The following is a 25,271-nucleotide window of genomic DNA, read 5'->3' as shown; positions in this document are numbered from 1 at the left end:
CCTCACCCCAGCCCTCTCCCACGGGGAGAGGGGGAAGATCAACCGCTCTTTTTCCCCGGCTTTAATCCGCGGTGTAACTCGTTGATGCGCTTCATCGACTTGATGGTGCGCTGCGGCTCGGTGGAGGCGACGGACAGAATAATCATCTCCAGGCACAGCAGTACCGTGCCGTGCAGCGGGATTTTGCCCTTCTCGCCGCCGCGCGGGACGTGGATCACTACGCTTGCCTCTTTGCTAAAGCGCGAGTCCGTGGCGTTGGTCAGCAAAATGGTGGGAATACCCAGGCGCTTCGCTTCGCGCAGCGTGGTCTGCCCCTCCCGGTGCGCGGATTTTTGCGCCATCATTACCAGCACGTCACCGCGCTGTAGGGCAATCAGCTGTTCGGCGAGGCCAATACCGGTGCGGTTGAGCGGGATCGCAGGCAGGCCTATACGGCTAAACAGTCGCGAGGTGTACTCAGCCAGAATGCCGGATGCGCCAATGCCAAAAATAGCGACCTGTCTCGCCTGCGCCAGCAGCGACACGGCCTGCGCCATCGCGTAGCGGTTGCCCGGTTCGGACAACACCGCGCAGGTGTGCTGATGGCCTTCCAGCACAAAATCGATGCTCGCGTCGACGTCGCTGGTAAGCGTGTTTACCGTGGTGGACATCTTCTCGCTGGAGGTGACCACCGGGCCAAACCACTGCTCCAGGGTCTGCTTGAGATCCCGCAGCCCGCCAAACCCAAGCGCCTGAATGGCACGCACCACGGTGGCGTCCGAGGTGTGTAGCACAGCGGCAATCTCCATTGCCGTCTGCTCCATAACCGCTTCACGATTTTCATTGATATAGCTCGCCACCTGCAGCAGACGCGGCGTCAGCAGGTGCGCCCGCGAGCGGAGGCGGTCGCCGTAGACATCAATTTTTCGGATCATTGTGCGGCCTCCGGCAGCGGACGGCCCGCTATCTGCGACTGCACCTGCGCGGCCATCAGCCCCAGCGAGGCAAATGAATTTGAGATCGCTTCCTCGCGGGAGATGAGCACGTAATGCCCGGTTCGGCAGGCGTTGAGAAACTGACACCAGCCCGGCATCACCGCATCCATCGCCGCCAGCTCGTCCTGCGGTTTTCCGCCGGTGTCCCCGCGCCAGGTGGCAAAGACAAAATCAGCATCCAGCTCCGGCAGGCGCTCGGCGCTGACGTCGATGCGCCCGCCCTCCGGGATGCTCTCAATCAGCGGCGGGAACCTGAACCCTGCGTCGCGCAGCACGCGCCCAAGCGAGTGGTAGCTGTGCATGGCGTTGATTTTGCCCTGATTGGCCTGAATCACCGAGACGGTCAGTTTGCTCGTATCGATGGTCGCCTTTAGCGCCTCGATCTGCTCCTGATAGCGACGCTCCAGAATCTTCAGCCGCGCCTCTGTCCCGGTAAGCTGCGCCAGCTTGCGGTAGATCTCCGGCGCGCCGCCGTCGAGGTGATCGATACTCACCGTCGGGGCAATTTTTTCCAGCTGCTCGACCGGCGTGTTGCGGGTCGGCTCGGTGATGATAAGATCCGGCTTCGCCGCGGCGATGGCTTCAATATCGATATCCGCGGTGCCGATGAATGTGATGTCGGAATTATCAAAATCGATGCCCGTCAGCATACCGCTGGAACGCAGAAAATGGCTGCCGTCCGGTCGGGTGCGGCCATGGCTGGCAACCGGCGGTACGCCAAGCTCGATCAGCGGAATGGTGATATCCAGGTCGTGCAGGGACACAATCCGCTTCGGGTTAACCGGCACCACCACGTTGCGGTTCAGGTCGTCAGTAAACGTCTGCGTTGGCTCTGCGGCTCCTACAGCAAAACCCACCAGCACCAGCATTGCAAAAAATACGCGCATTTTTATCCCCTAAAATCGATCCCGACGCTGCCAGAGCAGCAGCAGGAAAAACGGTCCGCCAATCAGTGAAATGACAATTCCCGCCGGCAGCTGCAACGGGAGAAATGCCAGCCGCCCGACGTTATCCGCCAGCAGCACCAGCAGCGCGCCCAGTACGGCACTTCCCGTCAGCAGTGCCGTTTGCCCTCCGCGCAGCAGCAGGCGCGCCATGTGCGGGGCAATCAGCCCGACAAAGCCGATACTCCCCACGCAGGAGACGCAGGCCGCGGTGAGCACCACGGGGGCAAACACGCGCAGCAGAGCGAGGCGTGAAGTCCTCACGCCCAGCCCCGTCGCAGTGTGGTTGCCGAGCAAGGCTACGTCTGCGGCGCGTGCGGTAAAGAGCAGCAGCGCAAACGCTGGCACTGTCCAGGCAGCAGCGATGCTGACCAGCGTCCAGCTTGCCGCATGCAGGCTCCCCGCCAGCCACAGCATCGCCGTCTGGACGTCGCGCACGTCGGCGGTCGTCATAAAGACCCCCATCGCGGCGGCAAACGCCCATGACACGCCGATGCCGATCAGGATGAATCGCGGGCGCGAGATATCACGCGCCAGCGCCACTACCAGCAGCGCGGTCAGCAGCCCACCGGCCATGCCGATAAGTGGACGCCAGTACGGCCCCAATCCCGGAAACTGAAAAATCAGCAGCAGCACCGCCGCGCTACAGCCCTCTTTCACGCCGATAAGACCGGGGTCAGCAAGGCCGTTGCGGGTAATGGACTGCATGGCCGCCCCCGCCATGCCGAGCATCGCGCCGCACAGCACCGCCATCAGCAGGCGCGGCAGGCGGATATCCATCACAATGTAATGCGCATCCGCCGTCAGACGTTCAGGATAAAACAGCGCACGTCCGATGGCGGAAGCAGGAATGGGCAGCGAACCGTGCGTCAGGCCAAAACTTAGCAGCAGGAGAGCGGCAAGCGATAATACGGCCAGATACAGCAGCGCCCTCGGGCGAACCAGCGCCGAGAAGGAGAAAAATCGTACTGCCCTCAATCCAGCCCGGTTCATTTGAACATCCTTGACGCCATAAGGATAAAGACCGGCGCGCCGACCAGCGCAGTCATCACGCCGGTCGCCAGCTCATACGGCGTTAACAGCGTACGGGCGGCGATATCAGCCATCAGCAGAACCAGCGCTCCGCAGAGGGCTGAAAGCGGCACCATCACGCGCAGGTCCACCGATACCAGACGGCGAATCAGCTGCGGCACCACGAGTCCGATAAACCCGATCGGTCCGGCAACTGAAACCGCCGCGCCGCACAGCAGGGCGATGGCCAGCAGCGCGAGCAGGCGCGTTTTCAGCAGCGACACGCCAAGCCCCTGCGCCATTCTCTCGCCCAGCGCCAGCATGTTCAGCGACGGCGACAGCCAGAGCGCCAGCGCAAAACCCACGGCAGCGGCCCCCGCGGCGCTAGCGATCGTCTCGCCGATGACTCCCGCCACATCCCCCGCAAGCCAGGTCCGCATGGCCAGCAGCGTCTGTTCATCCAGAATCAACACCGTGGCGGTTATCGATGAGACAAATGCCGACATTGCCACGCCGCACAGCGTGACCTTCATCGGCGTGAGACCGGTACGCCCGGATGAGGAGAACGTTAGCACCAGCAAAAAGAGCGCGGCGGCGCCAGCTGCGGCTATCAGAGGGCGGCCAAACGGCAGCGACAGCCCGAGGGCACTCGTCAGCACCACCGCCAGCGCCGCCCCTGCATTCAGCCCCAGGATATGCGGCTCGCCGAGCGGGTTGCGGATCACTGATTGCAGCAGCACGCCCGCGACGCCGAGCGCCGCGCCCGCCACCAGGGCGGCGCACAGCCGCATCAAGCGCAGCCTGACGATCACGCTATGCTCAAAATTGCGCGGGTCGAAATGGAAAAATGCGTCTACTACCGTCCGGGGGGCGATAACGCGCGCCCCGATGCTCAGGTGCGCAATCGCGCCTGCCAGAAGCAGCAGCGTAAAGAGAATAAAGGCCACAGATGTGCGCATCATGGTTTGTCGTCAGCCTGACGGAACGGCATAAAGAACGGCTTGCCGGTCAGCGGGTTAACCGACATATGCACGTCGACGTCAAACACCGCTTTGATCAGCTCCGGCGTGCAGGCGTCGCCCTCATGCAGTACCCCCTCAACCTTTCCCTGACGTAAAAAGACCAGCGAATCACCGTAATTCACGGCGAAGTTGAGATCGTGCAGAACCACCACCACGGTGCGCCCGTGCCGGCGCGTCAGCGTGTGCAGCAGTTCGAGGATCTCCACCTGGTAGCGAAGATCGAGGTACGTCGTGGGTTCATCCAGCAGGATATAGGGCGTTTGCTGCGCCAGCACCATAGCGATCCAGCAGCGCTGGCGCTGGCCGCCGGACAGGCTTTCAACCAGATGATGGGCAAACTCTGCCGTTCCGGTCAGGCGTAACGCCTCTTCCACGGCCCGCTCGTCTTCCTCGCTCCACTGGCGCATCACGTTCTGCCAGGGGAAACGTCCGCGCGAGACCAGCTCAAATACGGTTAACCCTTCTGGAAGCAGCGGAGACTGCGGCAGGATCCCGAGCTGGCGGGCGACCGCTTTGGTTGGTTGCGAGTGGATGGCTTTGCCGTCCAGCACCGCGCTGCCGCCGAGCGGCTGAAGCAGCCGTGCGAGGGTACTTAACAGCGTCGATTTTCCGCAGCCGTTTGCGCCCACCAGAACAGTCATTTTCTGCTGGGGGATCGCAAGGGAGATATCATCAACGATGATTTTTTTCTGGTAACCCGCGGAGAGGTTCTCAAGAACCAGTCCCGGCTTTTTGATGTAGTGAGCCACGTGAACGCCAACGTAAGAAAAAAAACCAACAAATAAAAATAAAACTCATTCTCTTTTGTGAGTTTGCCGCCGCTCCATGTAGTAGTCAAGCGAAGATACACCCTGTAAATCCCAGGGATAATTGAGCGTCACCGCACAAATTGAAATTCATTTTTATTAATTATTTTCAATACTTTAAACAAGAAATCGAAGCGTGTTAGCCAGAGAAAAACCTCTGTAGCGAAATTTTTATTTATTCCATTTACTACTACATGCCCTCATGCTTGAATGATTCTCAATTACAAGTCCGATGCCGTAGAGGCTAACGGACAGACCGTAAGGGCAATGACTCACACATTCTTCCGCGAGCATTTCATCGCAGGATATTTTGGGAAAACAGATGTAATGGCTAAGTTCACACCTTCATTCGCCGGGGTAAAAGGGCGCGCGCTCTTTTCACTCCTGTTCATGGCGCCTCTGGTGCACGCAGCAGCAAAAGACGGTGAGACGCTTACCGTCACTGCCGATCCTTACGCTTCCACCGACGCCACCAGCGGCTATCAGCCCCTGAACACCTCCACCGCCACGCTGACCAACATGCCGATGCTGGACATCCCGCAGGTGGTCAATACCGTCAGCGATAAAGTGCTGGAAGACCAAAACGCGACCACGCTAGACGAGGCGCTGTATAACGTCAGCAACGTGGTGCAGACCAACACCCTGGGCGGCACGCAGGATGCCTTCGTGCGCCGTGGCTTCGGCGCAAACCGCGATGGCTCGATCATGACCAACGGCCTGCGCACCGTGCTGCCGCGCAGCTTCAATGCCGCAACCGAGCGCGTGGAGGTGCTAAAAGGCCCGGCCTCGACCCTTTACGGTATTCTCGACCCCGGCGGCCTGATTAACGTGGTGACCAAACGCCCGGAGAAAACCTTCGGCGGCTCGATTTCTGCCACATCAACCAGCTTTGGCGGCGGTAGCGGACAGTTTGACGTCACCGGTCCAATTGAAGGTACGCGTCTGGCCTATCGCCTGACGGGGGAGTATCAGGACGAGGATTACTGGCGTAATTTCGGCACCGAACGCAGCACCTTTATCGCCCCGTCTTTGACCTGGTTCGGCGATGATGCCACCGTGACCGTGCTCTATTCGCATCGCGACTATAAAACGCCGTTCGATCGCGGAACGATCTTCGATCTCAACACCAAAAAGGCCGTCGACGTCGATCGCAAAACCCGCTTTGATGAGCCATTTAACGTGACCGACGGTCAGTCCGACCTCGCTCAGCTTAACGCGGAGTATCGGCTCAACAGCCAGTGGACCGCGAAGTTCGACTACAGCTACAGCCAGGATAAGTACAGCGATAACCAGGCTCGCGTGATGGCCTACGATTCAAAAACCGGCAACCTGACCCGCCGCGTGGATGCGACCCAGGGTTCGACCCAGCGTATGCACACAACGCGGGCAGATTTGCAGGGGAACGTGGACATCGCGGGCTTTTACAATGAGATCCTGACCGGCGTGTCGTATGAGAATTACGATCTGCTGCGCACGGACATGATCCGTTGTAAGAACGTTAAGGATTTCAATATTTACAACCCGAGCTACGGCAGCCTCGGCAAGTGCACCACCGTCTCGGCAGCCGACAGCGATCAAACCATCAAGCAGGAGAGCTACTCCGCCTACGCGCAGGACGCGCTGTACCTGACCGATAAATGGATCGCCGTTGCCGGACTGCGCTACCAGTATTACACCCAGTACGCGGGCAAAGGCCGTCCGTTTAACGTCAACACCGACAGCCGCGACGACCAGTGGACGCCGAAGCTGGGCCTGGTATACAAGCTCACGCCGGCAGTCTCCCTGTTTGCCAACTATTCCCAGACGTTTATGCCGCAGTCGTCCATTGCGAGCTACATCGGCGACCTGCCGCCGGAAACGTCGAACGCGTATGAAATAGGCGCTAAATTCGACCTGTTCGACGGCATTACCGCCAACATCGCGCTGTTTGATATCCACAAGCGCAACGTGCTGTACACCGAAAGCGTCGGTGATGAAACCGTCGCCAAAACCGCGGGCCGCGTGCGCTCGCAGGGTGTCGAAGTGGATCTCGCCGGATCGCTGACCGAGAACACCAACATTATCGCCAGCTACGGCTATACCGATGCGAAGGTGCTGGAAGACCCGGACTACGCGGGCAAACCGCTGCCGAACGTACCGCGCCATACCGGCTCCCTGTTCCTGACGTACGATATTCACAATGCGTTTGCCGGGAATACGCTGACAATTGGCGGCGGCGGGCACGGCGTAAGCCGCCGCTCAGCGACTAACGGTGCGGATTATTATCTGCCGGGCTATTTCGTGGCGGATGCATTTGCGGCGTACAAAATGAAGCTGCAATATCCGGTGACGCTACAGGTGAACGTGAAGAATCTGTTCGATAAGACCTACTACACGTCGTCGATTGCGACCAACAACCTGGGCAACCAGATTGGCGACCCGCGTGAAGTGCAGTTTACGGTGAAGATGGAGTTTTGACGTAAAAAAGCCCGGTGGCGCTAACGCTTACCGGGCCTACGATCCTAACCCTCTCCCTGTGGGAGAGGGTTAGGGTGAGGGGACATCAGGCCTCTATATCCGCCATATCGCCTTTCTCCTGTAGCCAGTTACGTCGGTCTTCAGAACGTTTCTTGGCCAGCAGCATGTCCATCACGGCGTTGGTTTGCTGTTCGTCTTCATCGCTGATGGTCAGCTGCACCAGACGGCGGGTGTTCGGATCCAGCGTGGTTTCACGCAGCTGCATCGGGTTCATCTCGCCCAGCCCTTTAAAGCGCTGAACGTTCGGTTTGCCCTTCTTGCGTTTGAGCTGCTCCAGCACGCCCGCTTTCTCTTCTTCCGTCAGCGCATAGTAGACTTCTTTGCCAAGGTCGATACGGTACAGCGGCGGCAGCGCCACGTGGACGTGACCGTTTTTCACCAGCGTGCGGAAGTGCTTCACGAACAGCGCACAGAGCAGCGTGGCGATGTGCAGACCATCGGAGTCCGCATCCGCGAGGATACAGATCTTGCCGTAGCGCAGCTGGCTCAGATCGTCGCTGTCCGGATCGATGCCGATCGCCACGGAGATGTCGTGTACTTCCTGCGAGGCCAGCACTTCATCAGACGAGACCTCCCAGGTGTTGAGGATCTTACCCTTGAGCGGCATGATCGCCTGATATTCACGATCGCGCGCCTGCTTGGCCGATCCGCCTGCCGAGTCCCCTTCCACCAGGAACAGCTCGGTGCGGTTGAGATCCTGGGCGGTACAGTCCGCCAGCTTGCCCGGCAGCGCGGGGCCGCTGGTCAGCTTTTTACGCACCACTTTCTTCGCCGCGCGCAGGCGACGCTGGGCGCTGGAGATGGCCATTTCAGCCAGCATTTCTGCGGCCTGAACGTTCTGGTTCAGCCACAGGGTAAACGCATCTTTCACCACGCCTGAGACGAACGCCGCACACTGGCGTGACGACAGGCGCTCTTTAGTCTGACCGGCAAACTGCGGATCCTGCATCTTCACGGAGAGCACGTAGGCGCAGCGGTCCCAGATATCTTCTGCGGAAAGCTTCACGCCGCGCGGCAGAATGTTGCGGTATTCGCAGAACTCGCGCATCGCATCCAGCAGCCCCTGACGCAGGCCGTTGACGTGCGTCCCGCCGAGCAGCGTTGGGATCAGGTTGACGTAGCTTTCCGTCAGCAGCTCACCGCCTTCCGGCAGCCACAGCAGCGCCCAGTCCACCGCTTCGGTGTCACCTTCGAAATTCCCGACGAACGGTTTTTCCGGCAGGGTCGGCAGGCCGTTAACCGCTTCGCACAGGTAGTCGTTCAGACCCTTTTCGTAGCGCCAGCTCTGTTCGGTGTTGTTTACGTGATCTTTAAAGGTGATTTCCACGCCCGGGCACAGCACCGCTTTGGCTTTCAGCAGGTGCGTCAGGCGAGAAACGGAAAAGCGTGGGCTGTCGAAGAAGCTTTCGTCAGGCCAGAAATGGACGCTGGTGCCGGTGTTGCGTTTACCGCACGTCCCGACGACCTGCAAATCCTGCACTTTTTCGCCGTTTTCAAACGCGATGTTATACACCTGGCCATCGCGACGAACGTTCACTTCCACGCGCTTTGACAGGGCGTTAACCACGGAGATCCCCACGCCGTGCAAGCCGCCGGAGAACTGGTAGTTTTTGTTGGAGAACTTACCGCCCGCGTGCAGACGACAGAGGATCAGCTCAACGGCTGGAACACCCTCTTCCGGGTGGATATCTACCGGCATGCCGCGGCCGTCGTCGATAACTTCCAGCGACTGATCGGCGTGCAGGATAACGTCCACGCGTCTGGCATGGCCTGCCAGCGCTTCGTCCACACTGTTATCAATTACTTCCTGGCCCAGGTGGTTTGGGCGCGTCGTATCGGTGTACATCCCCGGGCGGCGGCGAACCGGCTCAAGCCCGGTGAGTACCTCAATGGCATCAGCGTTATAGGTTTGCGTCATGATTTAAGCTAGCAATTCGCATTGATTGTCAGTGGCTGTGCAGTCCAAGAAAATCGACAATCTGGGTGAAATGATCTTCAAAGCCCGTGAAAGCATGGTTACCGCCCTCTTCTACAGTCTGGCGGCAGGATGCGTAATACGCCACTGCCTGGCGGTAATCCAGCACTTCATCTCCCGTCTGTTGCAGCAGCCAGATAAGATCGGGCGCTTCAAGCGGGTCGACCTGCATAACTTTGAGATCGTAAATATGGCGTGACTCTAGCACATATTGTTGGCCGGTGTAGGGGTTCTCGTTTTCGCCAAGAAAGTCCCTTAACAGCTCAAATGGCCGGACCGCCGGGTTGACGACGACAGCGGGTAACATAAAGCACTGCGACAGCCAGGTGGCGTAGTAGCCGCCGAGCGACGACCCGACAACGCCAAACGATTCGCCGCCGTGTTCAAGCACGATCGATTCCAGCATCTCTGCCGCATCCGCCGGATAAGGGGGGCAACTGCGGAATAATCATCTCCACGTGGGGATGATTCGCGCTCAGCCACTGGCGAAGCTGCGTCGCTTTCGCCGATCGTGGTGAGCTGTTAAACCCATGCAGATAGAGAAGCGTCGACATCAATAGCCTTCCGAAGCGGTATCCGGGCGGAATTGAGCCCCGGTCAGACGGCAAACTTCGGTGGTCAGCGAGCCATCGGCATGCAGTTCCAGCCAGCGCCAGCCCGGTGCGATGGTATCCAGCGTAAAGTTGGCGCAGTGCGGCTTAAACTGCACGCAGGTAGAGGGCGTCGCGAGCAGGCGGCGACCATTCCAGTCGAGATCCTGTTCCTGGTGAATGTGCCCGCACAGCAAATTTTTCACGCGCGGAAATTTCGCCAGTACGCCGTCCAGCGCCGCAGAGTTGCGTAAGCTGTGCTGATCGAGCCAGCTACAGCCCGCCGGCAGCGGGTGATGATGCAGCAACAGCAGCGTATTGCGATTCGGTTCGGCGGCCAGTTTTGTCTCCAGCCAGTCAAGCTGATAGTCGCTCAACTCACCGTGCGGAACGCCAAACACCTGACTGTCGAGGAGCAGAATTTGCCACTGGTCCCCCGCAAAGACACATTTTGCCGGTGAAATCCCCGCATCCTGAAGCGAACTGTACATAGCGGGTTGAAAATCGTGATTGCCCGGTAGCCAGACGCAAGGCACGCTAAAGCTCGCAATCCCTTCAGCAAAATGCTGATAGGCTGCGGAGGATTGATCCTGCGCCAGATCGCCCGTCGCGACGATCAGATCGCATGGCCGCTTTTCAGCATGGATCGCGTCAAGAACCGCCTGATAACTCTCCCAGGTGTTCACGCCCAGAAGCGTCTCATGCTTTTCGGCAAAAAGGTGGGTGTCGGTGATTTGTAATATCCTGACTGGCGCCCCACCAGCAACAGTCAGGTTCAACAGGCTTTCCAAATGGTGTCCTTAGGTAGGTTTATGACGCTAACAAACCGGAATCGCCATTGCTCCATGTGCTAAACAATATCTTAGCCAGTCGGCTAAAAACTGGTTAATTTGATGCTTTTCGTCGCGTTGATGCAACTTTTTATTCGGGTAATCATACCGCGCTTTAAAGCGAAAGATCTGCTGGCTTGAACACACTTCAGCGACCATCGCGTCATGATAAAGACGTACCGTCATCGACGGCAGGCTCCAGTAGCTGATGCTCGGCGCCGTTTGCTCAATCTCCACCAGCGTAGTGTAGCGCGTTGATTCTGTTATCGTTAACCGATACTGCGCGTTGCTCACCTGATAGCTCACCGTTTCGCCGGGCGCGTCGTTTCGCGGCAGCAGGCGGCGCAGCTGGGCGAAATTGGTTTCGCACAGGCGCATCATTTCTGGGAAGTCAGGTGTATAACGCTTCATTTTTTCCACTCGTGTCGTAATGTCTGATAATGCAGCTGTAGCCATTGCAGGGCGATGACAGACGCTGCGTTGTCGATTTTCCCCTCTTCTACCCACTGGTAAGCCTGCTCCCGACTCACCACATGAACCCGAATATCTTCGTTTTCATCTGCCAGACCGTGGATCCCTTCCGCTGTCTTGGCGTCCACTTCGCCCACCATAATAGATGAACGTTCCGTTGTCCCACCCGGGCTTGCCAGGTAGCTCAACACCGGTTTCGTCCGGCCGATCGCCAGGCCCGCCTCTTCCAGCGCCTCACGGCGAGCGACGTCTTCGACCGACTCACCTTCTTCGATCATCCCTGCCACCATCTCCAGCAACCATGGCGTATCGCTGGTATCATAAGCCGCAATACGCACCTGTTCGACCAGCACCACTTCATCACGCACAGGGTCATAGGGTAGCAACACAGCCGCATGCCCGCGCTCAAAAATTTCGCGTTTGATTTCACCGCTCATCTCACCGTTAAACAGACGATGCCTGAAACGGTAAAGTTCCATTGAAAAAAAACCGCTATAAAGCGTTTCTCGTGCAATAATTTCTACATCGTTTTTGGCGAAGGTGACAGGCACGTTTTCTGGTTTTTGCATCGGTCGAGTCCTGGTAGCAATGGTGATGAAATTGTGAATTTCAAGGCTGTTTGGCTGCCGTTTGTATGGCTATATGGTAGATTGGAGCAAATTACCGCCAGATGGCACGTTACGCCAACCTTTTGGTGTGGATGATTCTGTTAGAATCGGCAATTATTTTTAATTAGATCAGCGCTAATACTGCTTCACAACAAGGAATGCAAATGAAGAAATTGCTCCCCATCCTTATCGGCCTGAGCCTGACGGGCTTCAGTGCAATGAGCCAGGCAGAAAACCTGTTACAGGTCTACCAGCAGGCACGTCTGGGCAACCCTGATTTACGTAAATCAGCGGCCGATCGTGATGCTGCGTTTGAAAAGATTAACGAAGCACGTAGTCCACTGCTGCCGCAGTTAGGCTTAGGTGCAGATTATACCTACACTAACGGTTTTCGCGATAACAATGGCATCGATTCGAATGCCACCAGCGCCTCTTTACAGCTTACACAAACCCTGTTCGACATGTCCAAATGGCGGGAACTGAGCTTGCAGGAAAAGAGCGCCGGCATTCAGGATGTCACCTATCAGACCGATCAGCAGACGCTGATCCTGAATACCGCGACCGCCTATTTCCAGGTTCTGAGCGCGATTGACGCCCTCTCCTACACCGAAGCGCAGAAACAGGCGGTTTACCGTCAGTTAGATCAAACCACCCAGCGTTTTAACGTGGGCCTGGTCGCCATTACTGACGTGCAGAACGCCCGTTCACAGTACGATACCGTACTGGCTAACGAAGTGACCGCACGTAACAACCTCGACAACGCCCTGGAAGCACTGCGTCAGGTCACCGGTAACTACTATCCTGAGCTGGCCTCTCTGAACGTGGACAGTTTCAAAACGGACAAACCGCAGGCGGTTAACGCCCTGCTGAAAGAAGCGGAAAACCGCAACCTGACCTTGTTGCAGGCACGCCTGAGCCAGGATCTGGCGCGCGAACAGATCCGTCTTGCACAGGATGGTCACCTGCCAACTCTGAGCCTGAGCGCCTCTACCGGCGTATCGGACACCAGCTACAGCGGGTCTAAAACGACCTCTCAGGCCTATGACGACAGCAACGTTGGCCAGAACAAAGTGGGTCTCAGCTTCTCTCTGCCGCTGTACCAGGGCGGGATGGTTAACTCTCAGGTTAAACAGGCGCAGTACAACTTTGTGGGTGCCAGCGAGCAGCTGGAAAGCGCACACCGCAACGTGGTGCAGACCGTGCGTTCTTCCTACAACAACGTAAATGCCTCTATCAGCAGCATCAACGCCTATAAACAGGCCGTCGTCTCTGCCCAGAGCTCACTGGATGCGAACGAAGCGGGTTACTCCGTAGGTACGCGTACCATCGTGGACGTGTTAGACGCAACGACCACGCTGTATAACGCGAAACAGCAGCTCTCCAGCGCACGTTATCAGTATCTGATTAACCAGCTGAACATCAAGCAGGCGCTGGGTACGCTGAACGAGCAGGATCTGCAAATGCTGAACAGCACGCTGGGCAAACCGGTCCCTACGTCGCCTGACAGCGTCGCGCCGGAAAATCCACAGCAGGATGCCGCCGTTGATAATTTCACCCCTAACAGCAGCGCCCCGCTTGCGCAGCCAGCGGCAGCGCGTAGCACCGCACCTGCCAGCAGCGGTACGAATCCGTTCCGTCATTAGGCCTTGCCCGATGGCGCTGAGCTTATCGGGCCTACTTAATCGTAGGCCGGGTAAGCACAGCGCCACCCGGCGCAAAATCACACCTGAACGTAAGCCAACGTAAAGATCCCCCGCATTTCGCCCCTCTTCGCTTCATTTTCAACCACTCATCCTCTATCCTGAGCGTTATTACCACTGGGTCCTGGAAGACAAATATGAAACGGACAAAAACGATGAATCACGCGTCGTTCCGCAAAAGCTGGAACGCACGCCACCTGACACCTGTCGCGCTGGCGGTCACCGCCGTCTTTATGCTGGCAGGCTGTGAGCAAAACGACGAAACGGTTTCGCTGTATCAAAACGCCGACGACTGCGCGAGCGCAACCGGTAAAGCCGCTGAGTGTACGACGGCCTATAACAACGCCCTCAAAGAAGCGGAACGTACCGCGCCGAAATATGCCTCTCGCGAAGACTGTGTAGCCGAATTCGGTGAAGGCCAGTGCCAGCAGGCACCTGCTCAGGCGGGTATGGCACCGGAAAACCAGGCGCAGGCACAGTCCAGCGGCAGCTTCTGGATGCCGCTGATGGCGGGTTATATGATGGGCCGTTTGATGAGCGGCGGTGCGGGCTACCAGCAGCAGCCGCTGTTTAGCTCCAAAAACCCGAACAGCCCGGCCTACGGTAAATACACCGATGCCTCCGGCAAGGGTTACGGTGCTGCAACGCCAGGCCGTACGATGACCGTACCGAAAACCGCAATGGCGCCGAAACCAGCCACCACCAGCACCATTACCCGTGGCGGCTTTGGTGAGTCTGTTGCCAAACAAACCACCATGCAGCGTAGTGCGACCGGCTCCTCAACTCGCTCAATGGGCGGGTGATCATGGAACGAGTCAGTATTGTTGAGCGCCCGGACTGGCGCGAAAAAGCCACCGAATACGGTTTCAACTTTCACACCATGTACGGCGAGCCGTACTGGTGTGAAGATGCTTACTATAAGCTCACGCTCGCTCAGGTCGAAAAGCTTGAAGAGGTAACCGCAGAGCTGCACCAGATGTGCCTGAAGGTAGTAGAAAAAGTCATCGACAGCGATGAGCTGATGACCAAATTCCGCATTCCGAAGCACACCTGGAGTTTTGTTCGTCAGTCCTGGAAAACGAACCAGCCTTCGCTCTATTCTCGCCTCGATCTGGCATGGGATGGCGTGGGTGAACCGAAGCTTTTAGAAAACAACGCGGATACACCAACCTCTCTGTACGAAGCCGCGTTCTTCCAGTGGATCTGGCTGGAAGATCAGGCGAATGCCGGAAACTTGCCCGAAGGCAGCGACCAGTTCAACAGCCTTCAGGAAAAGTTGATTGAGCGTTTCGTCGAACTGCGTGAACAGCACGGTTTCAACCTGTTGCACCTCGCCTGCTGCCGCGATACCGAAGAAGATCGCGGTACGGTTCAGTATTTGCAGGACTGCGCAGCCGAAGCGGAAGTGGCGACGGAATTCCTCTATATCGAAGATATCGGTTTAGGTGAAAAAGGTCAGTTTACGGACATGCAGGATCAGGTCATCAGCAACCTGTTCAAGCTCTATCCGTGGGAATACATGCTGCGGGAAATGTTCTCTACCAAACTGGAAGACGCCGGCGTGCGCTGGCTGGAACCGGCCTGGAAGAGCATTATCTCCAATAAAGCCCTGCTGCCGATGCTGTGGGAGATGTTCCCGAATCACCCGAACCTGCTGCCTACTTACTTTGCTGAAGATGATTTCCCACCGATGGAGAAATACGTCGTTAAGCCAATCTTCTCCCGAGAAGGGGCAAACGTCTCGATTATCGAAAACGGTAAAACGCTGGAAGCGGTTGAAGGGCCGTACGGTGAAGAAGGGATGATCGTCCAGGCGTTTTATCAACTGCCGAAGTTTGGCGACAGCTATACGTTGATCGGCAGCTGGCTTATTAACGATCAGCCTGCCGGGATTGGCATTCGCGAAGATCGCGCGCTGATTACGCAGGATCTGTCGCGTTTCTACCCGCATATTTTCGTCGAGTAAGACTTGCCCGGTGGCGCTACGCTTACCGGGCCTACGCTCAATATGTAGGTCGGGTAAGGCAAAGCCGCCACCCGATATGTTTTTACCCCACCTGCACCGACAGCATACTCAAGCTCCCCATCTCAATACCGTCGACCGGGATTGTAATAACCTCCTGACCATCCCACGCGCCTAATACATACAGCAATGGCAAGAAGTGTTCCGGCGTCGGGTTAGAGAGCGAACCGCCGTCATGATCCAGATAGTTCACCAAAGGGTGTCGTTCGGCCGGCCCTTGCCAGGTCAGGTTGTCTTTTACATAGTCATTAAAGGCTGTTGCCCAGGGGTACGGCGTATTTTCACCGTGCCAGCGTACCGTACGCAGATTGTGTACCACGTTGCCACTGGCAATCAGCATGATGCCCTCATCACGAAGCGAAGCCAGCTTACGCCCCATCTCCATGTGCCAGGCAGCCGGTTTGGTGCTGTCGATACTCAGTTGCACCATCGGGATATCGGCATCCGGATACATTTTGATCAACACCCCCCATGAGCCGTGGTCAAAGCCCCAGGCTTCTTTGTCCAGCGCAACCGGAACAGGGGCGAGCAGATCAACGAGCCGCTGCGCCAGCTCGGGGGAGCCCGGAGCAGGATAATGCGTGTCATACAGCGCCTGCGGAAAGCCGCCAAAATCATGAATCGTTTTTGGCGCTTCCATAGCCGTCACACCGGTACCCCGGGTAAACCAGTGCGCAGAGACCACCACAATTGCCTTCGGACGCGGTAACGTCTCACCCAGTTGACGCCAGGCACGGGTATAGACATTATCTTCCAGGACGTTCATTGGGCTGCCATGGCCTAAAAACAGTGCTGGCATACGAGAAGAAGACATGGTGATATCCTTAGAGAAGGTGTCAATGTGATGGGCCTACATTACGCGCATTCAGGTGAAGATGAACGCAGATAACCGTGAAGATCATCATCAGGAAATTTGAATGTCAGATATCGCTTAAGGAGAATGCATGTCAGTACCGTTGATTTTGACCTTACTCGCGGGCGCCGCAACCTTTATCGGTGCGTTCCTCGGGGTACTCGGGCAAAAACCCTCTAATCGCCTTCTGGCCTTCTCGCTGGGTTTCGCCGCCGGGATCATGCTGCTTATCTCGCTGATGGAGATGCTGCCCGCCGCGCTTCACACCGAAGGTATGTCGCCTGTTCTGGGCTATGGCATGTTTATCATTGGACTGCTGGGTTATTTTGCGCTCGACCGTATTCTTCCTCACGCGCACCCGCAGGATTTAATGCAAAAAAGCGTTACCCCCATCCCGGGCAATATCAAACGCACGGCCATTCTGCTGACGCTGGGTATCAGCCTGCATAACTTTCCGGAAGGTATCGCCACCTATGTCACGGCCAGCAGCAACCTGGAAATGGGTTTTGGTGTGGCGCTGGCCGTGGCTTTGCACAATATTCCTGAAGGACTTGCCGTTGCCGGGCCCGTTTATGCCGCCACGAGCTCAAAACGTACGGCGGTCTTTTGGGCGGGTATCTCCGGGATGGCTGAAATTCTCGGCGGCGTGTTGGCGTGGCTGATCCTCGGTAGTCTCGTCTCCCCGATTGTGATGGCTGCAATTATGGCTGCCGTGGCCGGGATTATGGTCGCGCTCTCTGTCGATGAGCTGATGCCGCTGGCGAAAGAGATCGATCCCAACAATAACCCCAGCTACGGCGTACTGTGTGGAATGTCAGTGATGGGGATGAGTCTGGTACTGCTGCAAACGGCCGGTATTGGCTAAGAATTTATGCCTCCGTTTTATACGGAGGCTATATATTATTCAAAAAAACAATCCTATATATTTCACCTATAATAACCTGAAAAATATAGACCTGTTAAAATTCCGAAAACCACGCCTCTTAAGATAGCCTGCAAATATTAATTAAAACCATCTAAAAATATATTTAAGTCATGTTAATCGCGTCTCCCCACCCCAATTTGTATACTTCGCGAGTATTCTGAAATTAATATTCACATTATGAATCACTCTGAAAAAGGATATTTTCATGTATATGGGTAAAAAACTACTGTTAGCGACGGCTATGGCAGTCATTGTATCGGGTGCTGCTTTTGCAGATGATCAAGGCTCAGGAAAAATCAAATTCAAAGGTATTGTTATTGACGCACCGTGCAGTATCGCACCAGACAGCGTTGATAAAGAAGTCGATCTGGGTGAAGTGACCACGGCTGTTATCAACGCCAACAAAAAATCTACCCCGGTACCGGTCGATATCAATCTGGAAAACTGCCAGCTTGACGATCCGGCAGACGAGACCGACACGCCAATTACCAAAGTGGATGTGACCTTTACCAGCGCAGCGACAGACGCGGCGAATACCAGCCTGATGAGCAACACCTATGCAAGCGGTGCGCAGAACGTGGGGGTGCGTCTGCTGGATAACGCGGAGTCTGCTATCACGCTGGGAGAGGCCAACGAGGTTGAGTTGCTGGCGGGTTCAACCACCCAGACGCTGCATTTCAAAGCGGTTATGGAAGTCCCTACAGGTAAAACTGCGACGGCAGGCCAGGTTGAAGCCACGGCTAACTACGTCCTGATGTACAAATAATTCTGTTACGTCACGGCACCAGCCGACTGGTAATTCATACCGGTCGGCACTCTCTATTTACTCGAGTAACAGGATGATGACATACAAATTACAATGGATAATCATCATTGCGTCCCTGTTAATGACGAAAGTTGCCTCTGCCACCGAGTTTAATATAAACGCCATCGATAAAGATCAGCGCGGCAGCGTCGATTTATCACTGTTTAAAGATCAAATATCGGTTACGCCGGGAAGCTATTTCGTTACGGTTGCCGTCAATGATATTCCGCTGGCAAATGGCTGGCAGCTTCGCTGGCGAGAAATAAATAACGCCGTTCAGGTCTGTATTCCCCCCGAGCTGGTCGATACCTTTGCGTTGCAGGATGACGTTCGCCACGCTTTGCCTGAGAAAGAGGGATGCGTTGATTTCTCCGCCAGACCCGACATCCGATTTACTTTTGAGCAAGGCAGCCAGACCCTGAAAGTGACCATCCCCCAGGCGTGGCTGCAATACCGTGCGGTTGACTGGATGCCGCCATCCACCTGGGACATCGGCGTGCCGGGCGTACTGCTGGATTACAATCTTTTTGCCAGCCATTATCAGCCCAATAGCGGCAGCAACAATGACAACGCCAATACCTATGGCACCGCCGGTGCGAACATGGGCGCGTGGCGGCTACGCAGCGATTACCAGTACACGCAAAGCCATACTGACGCAGGCTCGGAGCATAATGGACGTTTTTCACGCGTGTATATGTTCCGCCCTCTGCCCTCGATCGGTGCGAAACTGACGTTGGGTGAAACGGATTTCCAGTCCGCAATTTTTGACGCCTTTACCTACACCGGCGCATCGCTAATCAGCGATGAACGTATGCTGCCATGGTCGCTGCGCGGCTATGCCCCGCAGATTACCGGGATAGCGCAAACCAACGCCACGGTAACCGTAAGCCTTGCCGATCGCGTGATTTACCAGAGTAAAGTGCCGCCAGGCCCTTTTGTTATTCAGGATCTTAACCAGTCGGTTCAGGGCACGCTGGACGTCAAAGTCACGGAAGAGGATGGACGCGTCAGCACCTTCCAGGTCTCGGCCGAATCCGTACCATTTTTAACGCGCAAGGGTCAGGTGCGCTACAAGCTCGCGGCGGGTAAAGCGCGCCAGGGCGCCTCCCATGACGTTGAAGATAACGCCTTCATGAGCGGCGAATTTTCCTGGGGCATGCTGTCGCACACCTCCCTGTATGGCGGTACGCTGGCCGATGGCGACCGCTATCGTTCCCTCGCTGCCGGGATCGGCCAGAATATGGCCTGGCTGGGGGCGCTCTCTTTTGACGTCACGCAGGCCACCAGCCAGCTGCCACACCAGCGCAGCCAGACGGGATACAGCTATCGCATTAACTACAGCAAGCGTTTCGATACCACCGGCAGTCAGCTTACGCTCGCCAGCTACCGCTACTCAGATCCACAGTTTTTGAGCTACGCCCGCTACCTTGATTATGACGACGGTGACCGCCAGTCGGAAAAACAAACCCTGAGCGTGACGGCAAGCCAGTACATTTCGGCGTTATCCCTGAACCTGTACGTCAATATGCTGCGTCAGACATGGTGGAATGATTCACCCTCCACGACCGGCAGTATCACGGCGGGCTACAACTTTGATATGGGCCGCTGGAAGAACCTTGGCGTAACCCTGTCCTGGAGTAAAACGCATTACGATGAGAAAGACGAAAGTGACGATACTCAGTTCTATCTCTCGCTCAGCGTACCGCTCGATCCCGATCATCGCCTTAACTATGACCTGCGTAACCGCGATACGCTGAGCCATAACGTGTCGTGGTATGACACGTCGGATCGCAATAACACCTGGGGCGTTTCCGCGGGCGCGGAGAGCGGGAAGCCAGACTCCGGCGCGCAGGTCAGCGGGAATTATCAGCATTATTCTGCGTACGGCGATCTCAATCTCTCCGGCAGTTATAAAGCTGACGAATATAACTCCCTCAGCGCAAGCTGGAGCGGTTCCTTCACCTCAACAGCGAAAGGCGCCGCGCTGCACCGGCGCAGCTACGGTAATGAACCCCGCGTAATGGTCAGCACCGACGGGGTAGGCAATATCCCGCTGAATATGTCGCGAGATGAAACCAACCGTTTTGGCATCGGCGTTTTACCGTCATTTTCCAGCTATTCCCCCTCCAGCGTGCAGGTCAATATGAACAACCTTCCGGATGGCGTGGACGTGGACAGCCGCGTCGTGACCTCAACCTGGACTGAGGGGGCCATTGGTTTTCGTCAGATTGCCACGCGTGCAGGTCAGGACGTGGCAGGCGTTCTGCGGATGTCATCAGGAACGCCACCGCTCGGGGCGATTGTTCGCCTGGAAGAAAGCGATTTGCAGGTTGGGATGGTGGCCGATGAAGGCCACGTCTGGCTGGGCGCCGTTGAGCCAGAACAGCAGTTTCGCGTGACATGGGGCGACAACCAACAGTGTCGCTTCTCGTTACCTTCTCACTTAGAAAACAGTATGCAGTTGATACTGCCGTGTCAGTAAGAAATCATCATGAAATTAACGCCGATTAAAAGCCTGTGCCTGATGCTAATCAGCACAGCATTTACCACCCATGCGGCCATTAACCTGGACCGCACGCGCATTGTTTTTCCAGAAAGCGACAAAGCCAGCAGCCTGAAATTGGACAACCAGAGCAAGGCGCTGCCTTATCTGGCGCTCTCCTGGATTGAAGATGAAAAGGGGCAAAAAGAAGATACGCACTTTATGGCGCTTCCCCCTATTCAACGTATCGAAGCAGGCGCCTCGTCGCTGGTAAGAATTGTTAAACAAGCCGCTACCCGCCAGCTGCCAAAAGACAGGGAATCGCTGTTTTATTTCAACCTGCGTGAAGTACCGCCAAAAAGCACCAGCGCCAGCGAGGAGCGCAGCGTGATGCAGGTTGCCATGCAGAGCCGAATTAAGCTGTTCTGGCGTCCGGAAGCGATTCGCAAAAAATCTGGCGAACTGACTGAAATGCGCATGGAAATTACCGCCAGCGCGAAAGGACTCACGATCCACAACCCTACGCCGTACTACATCACGCTGGCGTGGCTGAGCAAAAATGCCAAAACCATGCTGCCGGGTTTTGACAGTCTGATGATTGCGCCTTTCGCCACGGCAACCGCCTCTACCGGCGATTACCACGGTAGTTATTACAGCATCGGCTATATCGACGATTACGGCGCCCTAAAAAAAGTCGACGTGCAGTGCACCGGAACGGCGCAATGTAAACTTACCGAACGGAAAATCGATAAAGATGCGAAAGCTCGCTAGTTTGCTGGTTACCCTGCTGCTTTCAGCGCTGCCTTTGAAAGACGCGCTGGCGCTTAACTGCTATCTGGGTGGATCTGGCGGCCCCGTCGAGGAGACAAAAACGATCACCCCTTTTGCCATACCCAGCAACGCACAGGTTGGCCAAAAAATATGGGAGTCTGATGACATTAAAATTCCGGTGACGTGTGATAACAACGTCACGAGCAATTTTGAGCCGGAAGATGTCTTTGCATGGGTGAACCCTTATCCTGCCGCAACCGATCCCTATTATGAACTGGGCGTCACCTATGAAGGCATAGATTACGATGCCACGGGCCAGCCCAACGGCGTGGATACCCGCCAGTGTCTGGACAACGATAACATCACCATTTACACCGCGGATCAAATCCGCCAGATGGGTTGGGAGAATCGCATCTGCTCCGGCAATCCGGATGATATCCATATTTCACGCACGTTCGTCGCCCGATTACGGCTTTTCGTGAGAATTAAGACTATGCCGCCACATGGTTATGTCAGTTCGCTCAGCGATTACATCGTTGTGCAGTTTGACGGTAAGGGTGGCGTGAATCAGATGGCCGACGCGAAGAACCTCAAGTATCACATCAACGGACTGCAAAACATTACGGTGCTTGATTGCGGAGCGACGTTTAGCATTTTCCCTGAAAATCAGGAGATCGACTTCGGCGCCTTCAGCGCGCGCGACATTGTGAATCAGCAGACGCGTATGCGCACGTTTTCAATACGAACCACCAAAGTGCAGGATGCCCAATGCTCGGACGGATTTAAGATGGACTCGTCGTTTTACACAACCGAAACGCTTAGCGCAGACGACACCGCGGTACTGATAGGGAATGGGTTAAAGCTGCGTATTCTTAACGGAACGGAGCCTTACACCTTCAACCAGTACAAGGAGTACGCCGATTTTACGGGCGATACGATGAATGTTGAGCAAAACTACACGGCTGAACTTTCACGGGAAGAAGGGAAAGCGATTCAGTCCGGGCCGTTTGAAACCGTGGTACTCTTCAAAATTAACTACCACTAGAAACAAAAAAGCCGGGTTTCCCCGGCTTTTTCACATCAGCATGTTTAGCTGGCTTTGCGCTCGTGCGCCCGGCGGTACTCAACCAGATCTTCAATCGTCACCACTGGCATATTGTGCAGTCGCGCAAAGGTGATGCACTCCGGCGCGCGCGCCATGGTGCCATCATCGTTGGTCAGTTCGCACAGCACGCCTGCGGGTTTGAAGCCAGCCAGCGTAACCAGATCGATGGTCGCTTCGGTATGACCACCACGGGTCAGCACGCCGCCCGGCTGCGCGCGCAGCGGGAAGACGTGACCAGGGCGGTGCAGATCGGATGGTTTCGCACCATCAGCAATCGCTGCACGCACGGTAGTCAGGCGGTCAGCCGCCGACACACCGGTGGTTACGCCATGCGCTGCTTCAATGGTCACGGTGAAGCCGGTACCAAAGGCGCTGGTGTTGTTTTCAACCATCATCGGCAGATCAAGCTGCTTGCGACGGTCTTCGGTGATGCACAGGCATACGATGCCGCTACCGTGACGGATGGTCAGCGCCATCTGCTCAACGGTCATGTTCTCGGCGGCAAAAATCATGTCGCCTTCGTTTTCACGGTTTTCATCGTCAAGCACCATCACACCGCGGCCTTCGCGCAGTGCATCCAGTGCATGCTCAACACGTTGAGTTGAAGTGCCAAAAGAGGAAAGTAGCGTCTGATTCATGGTAAAAAAACCTCATTAACTTTATGGTTACCAGAATCAGGGCAGTCTTAGGAGCGCCGTACTAGCGGCAAAAAAATAACGTGAGCGGGCCATGCCCGACTGGATCGTTACTCTCTCCCATCCGGACTCTAACCGTCGGCCCCGGAATTACACCGGATCTGCTGACCTTTGAGAATTCACCCAAAGCGCTCGCGGGCTTTCAGCGTTAAGCTGATTTACCGCCGGTGGGGAATTTCGCCCCGCCCTGAGAATAAGCGAGATAACTATAACGCTATTGATTACCCTGGGCAATGCATAAGCTTCAAACAATTTTGTTTAACCCACGGCATGACGCGCTACAATAGGCACTAACACCTTTTCATCAAGGGAAACGACAATGATTGACCCAAAGAAAATTGAGCAGATCGCGCGTCAGGTTCATGAGTCCATGCCGAAAGGTATTCGTGAGTTTGGTGATGACGTTGAGAAGAAAATCCGCCAGACGTTGCAGGCACAGTTGGTTCGCCTTGATTTAGTCAGTCGCGAAGAGTTTGACGTGCAGACGCAGGTGCTGCTGCGCACCCGCGAGAAGCTGGCGCTGCTGGAACAGCGTCTGAGCGAGCTGGAGAGCCGCAATGCGCCGGAAGAAGTGAAGCCAGCGCCAGCTATTCCACCGGTGGATGACCAGGCATAAGTGCGGCCTGATGCCCTCACCCCAGCCCTCTCCCACAGGGAGAGGGTGAAAAACGAACGGGCCAACAGGCCCGTTTTTTACTGACTGTCTTTCTGGATCTTCTTAATGATGTTGGTGGTTGAACACCCGTCCTCAAAGTTGAGCACCATCACTTCACCACCATTTGCCCAGACCTCTTCGCTACCTGCGATTTGCTCTGGTTTGTAATCACCGCCCTTCACCAGCAGGTCAGGCAGGATCCCGGCAATCAGGCGCTGCGGGGTGTCTTCTTCAAATGAGACCACCCAGTCCACCGCTTCCAGCGCGCCGAGCACTATCATGCGCTGCTCCAGCGGGTTCACCGGACGCGTTTCACCCTTCAGACGTTTGGTTGAAGCATCGCTGTTGACCGCCACAATCAGGCGATCGCCCAGCTTACGCGCATTCGCCAGATACGAGACATGACCCGCATGCAGGATGTCGAACACGCCGTTGGTCATCACCACTTTTTCACCGCGTTTGCGCGCGGCAGCAACGGCCACTTTCAGCTCGTCTTCGGTCATGACGCCAAAGCCGGTATCCGCACGCCCACGCACCGCGTTTTCCAGCTCGACTGGCGAAACGGTGGAGGTCCCGAGTTTACCAACGACCACGCCCGCCGCGGCGTTCGCGAAGTAGCATGCTTCTTCCAGGGAGTTACCCGCCGCCAGCGTCGCCGCCAGCACGCCAATCACCGTATCACCGGCACCGGTCACGTCGTACACTTCCTGCGCCTGGGTTGGCATATGCAGCGGCGCCTTGCCCGGTTGCAGCAGCGTCATGCCCTGCTCGGAACGGGTCACCAGCAGCGCAGACAGCTCGAAATCAGCGATGATTTTCATGCCGCGCTCAACCAGCTCTTCTTCAGTTTTGCACTTGCCCGCCACCGCTTCGAATTCAGAGAGGTTTGGCGTCAGCAGGGTTGCGCCGCGATAGCGCTCGAAATCGGTGCCTTTCGGATCGATCAGCACCGGTACGCTGGCTTTACGCGCCAGCTGGATCATGGTCTGCACGCTCGCCAGCGCGCCTTTGGCATAATCAGACAGCACCAGCGCGCCGATATTACCCAGCGCCTGGCTAATACGCTCGTGTAGCGGCTCAGGATCAACGCCTTCGAATCCTTCTTCGAAATCGAGGCGGATCAGCTGCTGATTACGCGACAGGACGCGAAGCTTGGTGATGGTTGGGTGGGTCGGAACAGAAACGAAGTCGCACTTCACGTTCACGTCCGCCAGCGACTGACTCAGGGCACGCGCCGCATCGTCAATGCCGGTCAGGCCCACCAGACGCGAATGCGCGCCCAGCGAGGCTATGTTCATCGCCACGTTTGCCGCGCCGCCTGGACGCTCTTCAATGGTGTCGACCTTAACTACCGGCACCGGCGCTTCCGGAGAGATACGGCTGGTCGGCCCATACCAGTAGCGATCCAGCATCACATCACCGACAACCATAACTCCAGCACGTTCAAACTCTGGCAGTGTTACTTTCATTCCTGACTCCAGAAAGATTCACAATTTGCGCGCGATAATA

General features: G+C 56.3%; 22 protein-coding genes, 1 pseudogene and 1 riboswitch. Of the genes and pseudogenes, 10 read left to right on the top strand and 13 right to left on the bottom strand.

All coding sequences use genetic code 11. The annotated features are described in order from the left end of the window. Positions 1-38: 38 nt before the first annotated feature. From SK62_RS02730 to SK62_RS02710, 5 genes are read right to left on the bottom strand one after another with little or no spacing between them, the layout of a single operon-like run. Positions 39-914 (bottom strand): MurR/RpiR family transcriptional regulator, encoded by an 876-nt coding sequence (locus SK62_RS02730; RefSeq protein WP_039269749.1) that lies wholly within the window; start codon positions 912-914, stop codon positions 39-41. Next, on the bottom strand, positions 911-1,861 hold the full coding sequence (locus SK62_RS02725) for an iron-siderophore ABC transporter substrate-binding protein (RefSeq protein WP_039269747.1): 951 nt from the start codon (positions 1,859-1,861) through the stop codon (positions 911-913). Before SK62_RS02725 ends, SK62_RS02730 begins: the two co-directional genes overlap by 4 nt. Before the next feature lie 9 nt (positions 1,862-1,870). Then, positions 1,871-2,911 (bottom strand): FecCD family ABC transporter permease, encoded by a 1,041-nt coding sequence (locus SK62_RS02720; RefSeq protein WP_017692658.1) that lies wholly within the window; start codon positions 2,909-2,911, stop codon positions 1,871-1,873. After that, on the bottom strand, positions 2,908-3,891 hold the full coding sequence (locus SK62_RS02715; protein ID WP_047719091.1) for a FecCD family ABC transporter permease: 984 nt from the start codon (positions 3,889-3,891) through the stop codon (positions 2,908-2,910). The genes SK62_RS02720 and SK62_RS02715 overlap by 4 nt, the downstream gene beginning before the upstream one ends. Then, entirely contained in the window at positions 3,888-4,700 is an 813-nt protein-coding gene (locus SK62_RS02710) for an ABC transporter ATP-binding protein (protein WP_017384046.1), read from the bottom strand. Before SK62_RS02710 ends, SK62_RS02715 begins: the two co-directional genes overlap by 4 nt. Positions 4,701-5,084: 384 nt before the next feature. Between SK62_RS02710 and SK62_RS02705 the strand changes: the two genes are divergently transcribed. Then, on the top strand, positions 5,085-7,214 hold the full coding sequence (locus tag SK62_RS02705) for a TonB-dependent siderophore receptor (protein ID WP_015571887.1): 2,130 nt from the start codon (positions 5,085-5,087) through the stop codon (positions 7,212-7,214). 85 nt (positions 7,215-7,299) lie between these two features. Here the strand turns inward: SK62_RS02705 and parE are convergent, their stop codons facing one another. From parE to nudF, 5 genes and pseudogenes are all read right to left on the bottom strand, one after another. Further along, positions 7,300-9,192 carry a DNA topoisomerase IV subunit B gene (parE, locus tag SK62_RS02700; protein ID WP_017384044.1) on the bottom strand — a complete coding sequence of 631 codons (1,893 nt, stop codon included), beginning with the start codon at positions 9,190-9,192 and terminating at the stop codon, positions 7,300-7,302. Positions 9,193-9,220: 28 nt separating this feature from the next. Then, positions 9,221-9,803, bottom strand: a pseudogene (yqiA, locus tag SK62_RS02695) (esterase YqiA). Then, positions 9,803-10,630: a 3',5'-cyclic-AMP phosphodiesterase gene (cpdA, locus tag SK62_RS02690; RefSeq protein ID WP_017384043.1), complete on the bottom strand. Its 828-nt coding sequence runs from the start codon at positions 10,628-10,630 to the stop codon at positions 9,803-9,805. The pseudogene yqiA and the gene cpdA overlap by 1 nt, the downstream one beginning before the upstream one ends. Positions 10,631-10,657: 27 nt before the next feature. Next, positions 10,658-11,080 (bottom strand): DUF1249 family protein, encoded by a 423-nt coding sequence (locus tag SK62_RS02685; protein ID WP_003862516.1) that lies wholly within the window; start codon positions 11,078-11,080, stop codon positions 10,658-10,660. Next, the gene (gene nudF / locus SK62_RS02680; protein WP_017384042.1) at positions 11,077-11,709 is read right to left on the bottom strand and encodes an ADP-ribose diphosphatase; all 633 of its coding nucleotides are present in this window, start codon (positions 11,707-11,709) and stop codon (positions 11,077-11,079) included. Before nudF ends, SK62_RS02685 begins: the two co-directional genes overlap by 4 nt. Positions 11,710-11,912: 203 nt before the next feature. Here nudF and tolC point away from each other — a divergent pair, with 203 nt between their 5' ends. From tolC to SK62_RS02665, 3 genes are all read left to right on the top strand, one after another. Next, complete coding sequence (gene tolC / locus SK62_RS02675) at positions 11,913-13,391, top strand: outer membrane channel protein TolC (protein WP_017384041.1); 1,479 nt, start codon at positions 11,913-11,915, stop codon at positions 13,389-13,391. A 194-nt stretch (positions 13,392-13,585) separates the two neighbouring features. Further along, positions 13,586-14,251 (top strand): DUF1190 family protein, encoded by a 666-nt coding sequence (locus SK62_RS02670; protein ID WP_047719093.1) that lies wholly within the window; start codon positions 13,586-13,588, stop codon positions 14,249-14,251. A 2-nt stretch (positions 14,252-14,253) separates the two neighbouring features. Further along, positions 14,254-15,414, top strand: a complete 1,161-nt coding sequence (locus SK62_RS02665; protein WP_045333624.1) for a glutathionylspermidine synthase family protein — start codon at positions 14,254-14,256, stop codon at positions 15,412-15,414. Between the two features lie 82 nt (positions 15,415-15,496). Here the strand turns inward: SK62_RS02665 and ygiD are convergent, their stop codons facing one another. After that, on the bottom strand, positions 15,497-16,285 hold the full coding sequence (gene ygiD, locus SK62_RS02660) for a 4,5-DOPA-extradiol-dioxygenase (protein ID WP_017692656.1): 789 nt from the start codon (positions 16,283-16,285) through the stop codon (positions 15,497-15,499). A gap of 130 nt (positions 16,286-16,415) precedes the next feature. Here ygiD and zupT point away from each other — a divergent pair, with 130 nt between their 5' ends. The 5 genes from zupT (at position 16,416) to SK62_RS02635 (ending at position 22,352) form a co-directional block, all read left to right on the top strand. Then, positions 16,416-17,189 (top strand): zinc transporter ZupT, encoded by a 774-nt coding sequence (gene zupT / locus SK62_RS02655; protein ID WP_032655057.1) that lies wholly within the window; start codon positions 16,416-16,418, stop codon positions 17,187-17,189. Positions 17,190-17,454: 265 nt separating this feature from the next. Then, entirely contained in the window at positions 17,455-18,015 is a 561-nt protein-coding gene (locus SK62_RS02650) for a fimbrial protein (protein WP_047719094.1), read from the top strand. 76 nt (positions 18,016-18,091) lie between these two features. Then, positions 18,092-20,536, top strand: coding sequence for a fimbria/pilus outer membrane usher protein (locus SK62_RS02645; RefSeq protein ID WP_039269741.1), 2,445 nt, complete (start codon positions 18,092-18,094; stop codon positions 20,534-20,536). A gap of 9 nt (positions 20,537-20,545) precedes the next feature. Next, complete coding sequence (locus tag SK62_RS02640) at positions 20,546-21,307, top strand: fimbrial biogenesis chaperone (RefSeq protein ID WP_047719097.1); 762 nt, start codon at positions 20,546-20,548, stop codon at positions 21,305-21,307. Continuing rightward, entirely contained in the window at positions 21,291-22,352 is a 1,062-nt protein-coding gene (locus tag SK62_RS02635) for a fimbrial protein (protein WP_045338189.1), read from the top strand. The genes SK62_RS02640 and SK62_RS02635 overlap by 17 nt, the downstream gene beginning before the upstream one ends. Before the next feature lie 44 nt (positions 22,353-22,396). On the opposite strand, the gene ribB is transcribed toward SK62_RS02635, so the two are convergent. After that, positions 22,397-23,050, bottom strand: coding sequence for a 3,4-dihydroxy-2-butanone-4-phosphate synthase (gene ribB / locus SK62_RS02630; protein WP_015571897.1), 654 nt, complete (start codon positions 23,048-23,050; stop codon positions 22,397-22,399). A gap of 105 nt (positions 23,051-23,155) precedes the next feature. Beyond that, positions 23,156-23,306, bottom strand: a riboswitch (FMN riboswitch). 120 nt (positions 23,307-23,426) lie between these two features. Here ribB and ubiK point away from each other — a divergent pair. After that, the gene (ubiK, locus tag SK62_RS02625; protein ID WP_000566823.1) at positions 23,427-23,723 is read left to right on the top strand and encodes a ubiquinone biosynthesis accessory factor UbiK; all 297 of its coding nucleotides are present in this window, start codon (positions 23,427-23,429) and stop codon (positions 23,721-23,723) included. Between the two features lie 77 nt (positions 23,724-23,800). Here ubiK and hldE read toward each other — a convergent pair whose 3' ends face one another. Then, complete coding sequence (gene hldE / locus SK62_RS02620) at positions 23,801-25,231, bottom strand: bifunctional D-glycero-beta-D-manno-heptose-7-phosphate kinase/D-glycero-beta-D-manno-heptose 1-phosphate adenylyltransferase HldE (protein WP_040118125.1); 1,431 nt, start codon at positions 25,229-25,231, stop codon at positions 23,801-23,803. Positions 25,232-25,271 lie beyond the last annotated feature (40 nt).

The sequence above is a fragment of the Enterobacter sp. BIDMC109 genome (assembly GCF_001037885.1).
Classification (GTDB): Bacteria; Pseudomonadota; Gammaproteobacteria; order Enterobacterales; family Enterobacteriaceae; genus Enterobacter; species Enterobacter hormaechei_C.
This window is presented reverse-complemented; position numbering and strand designations above follow the sequence as displayed.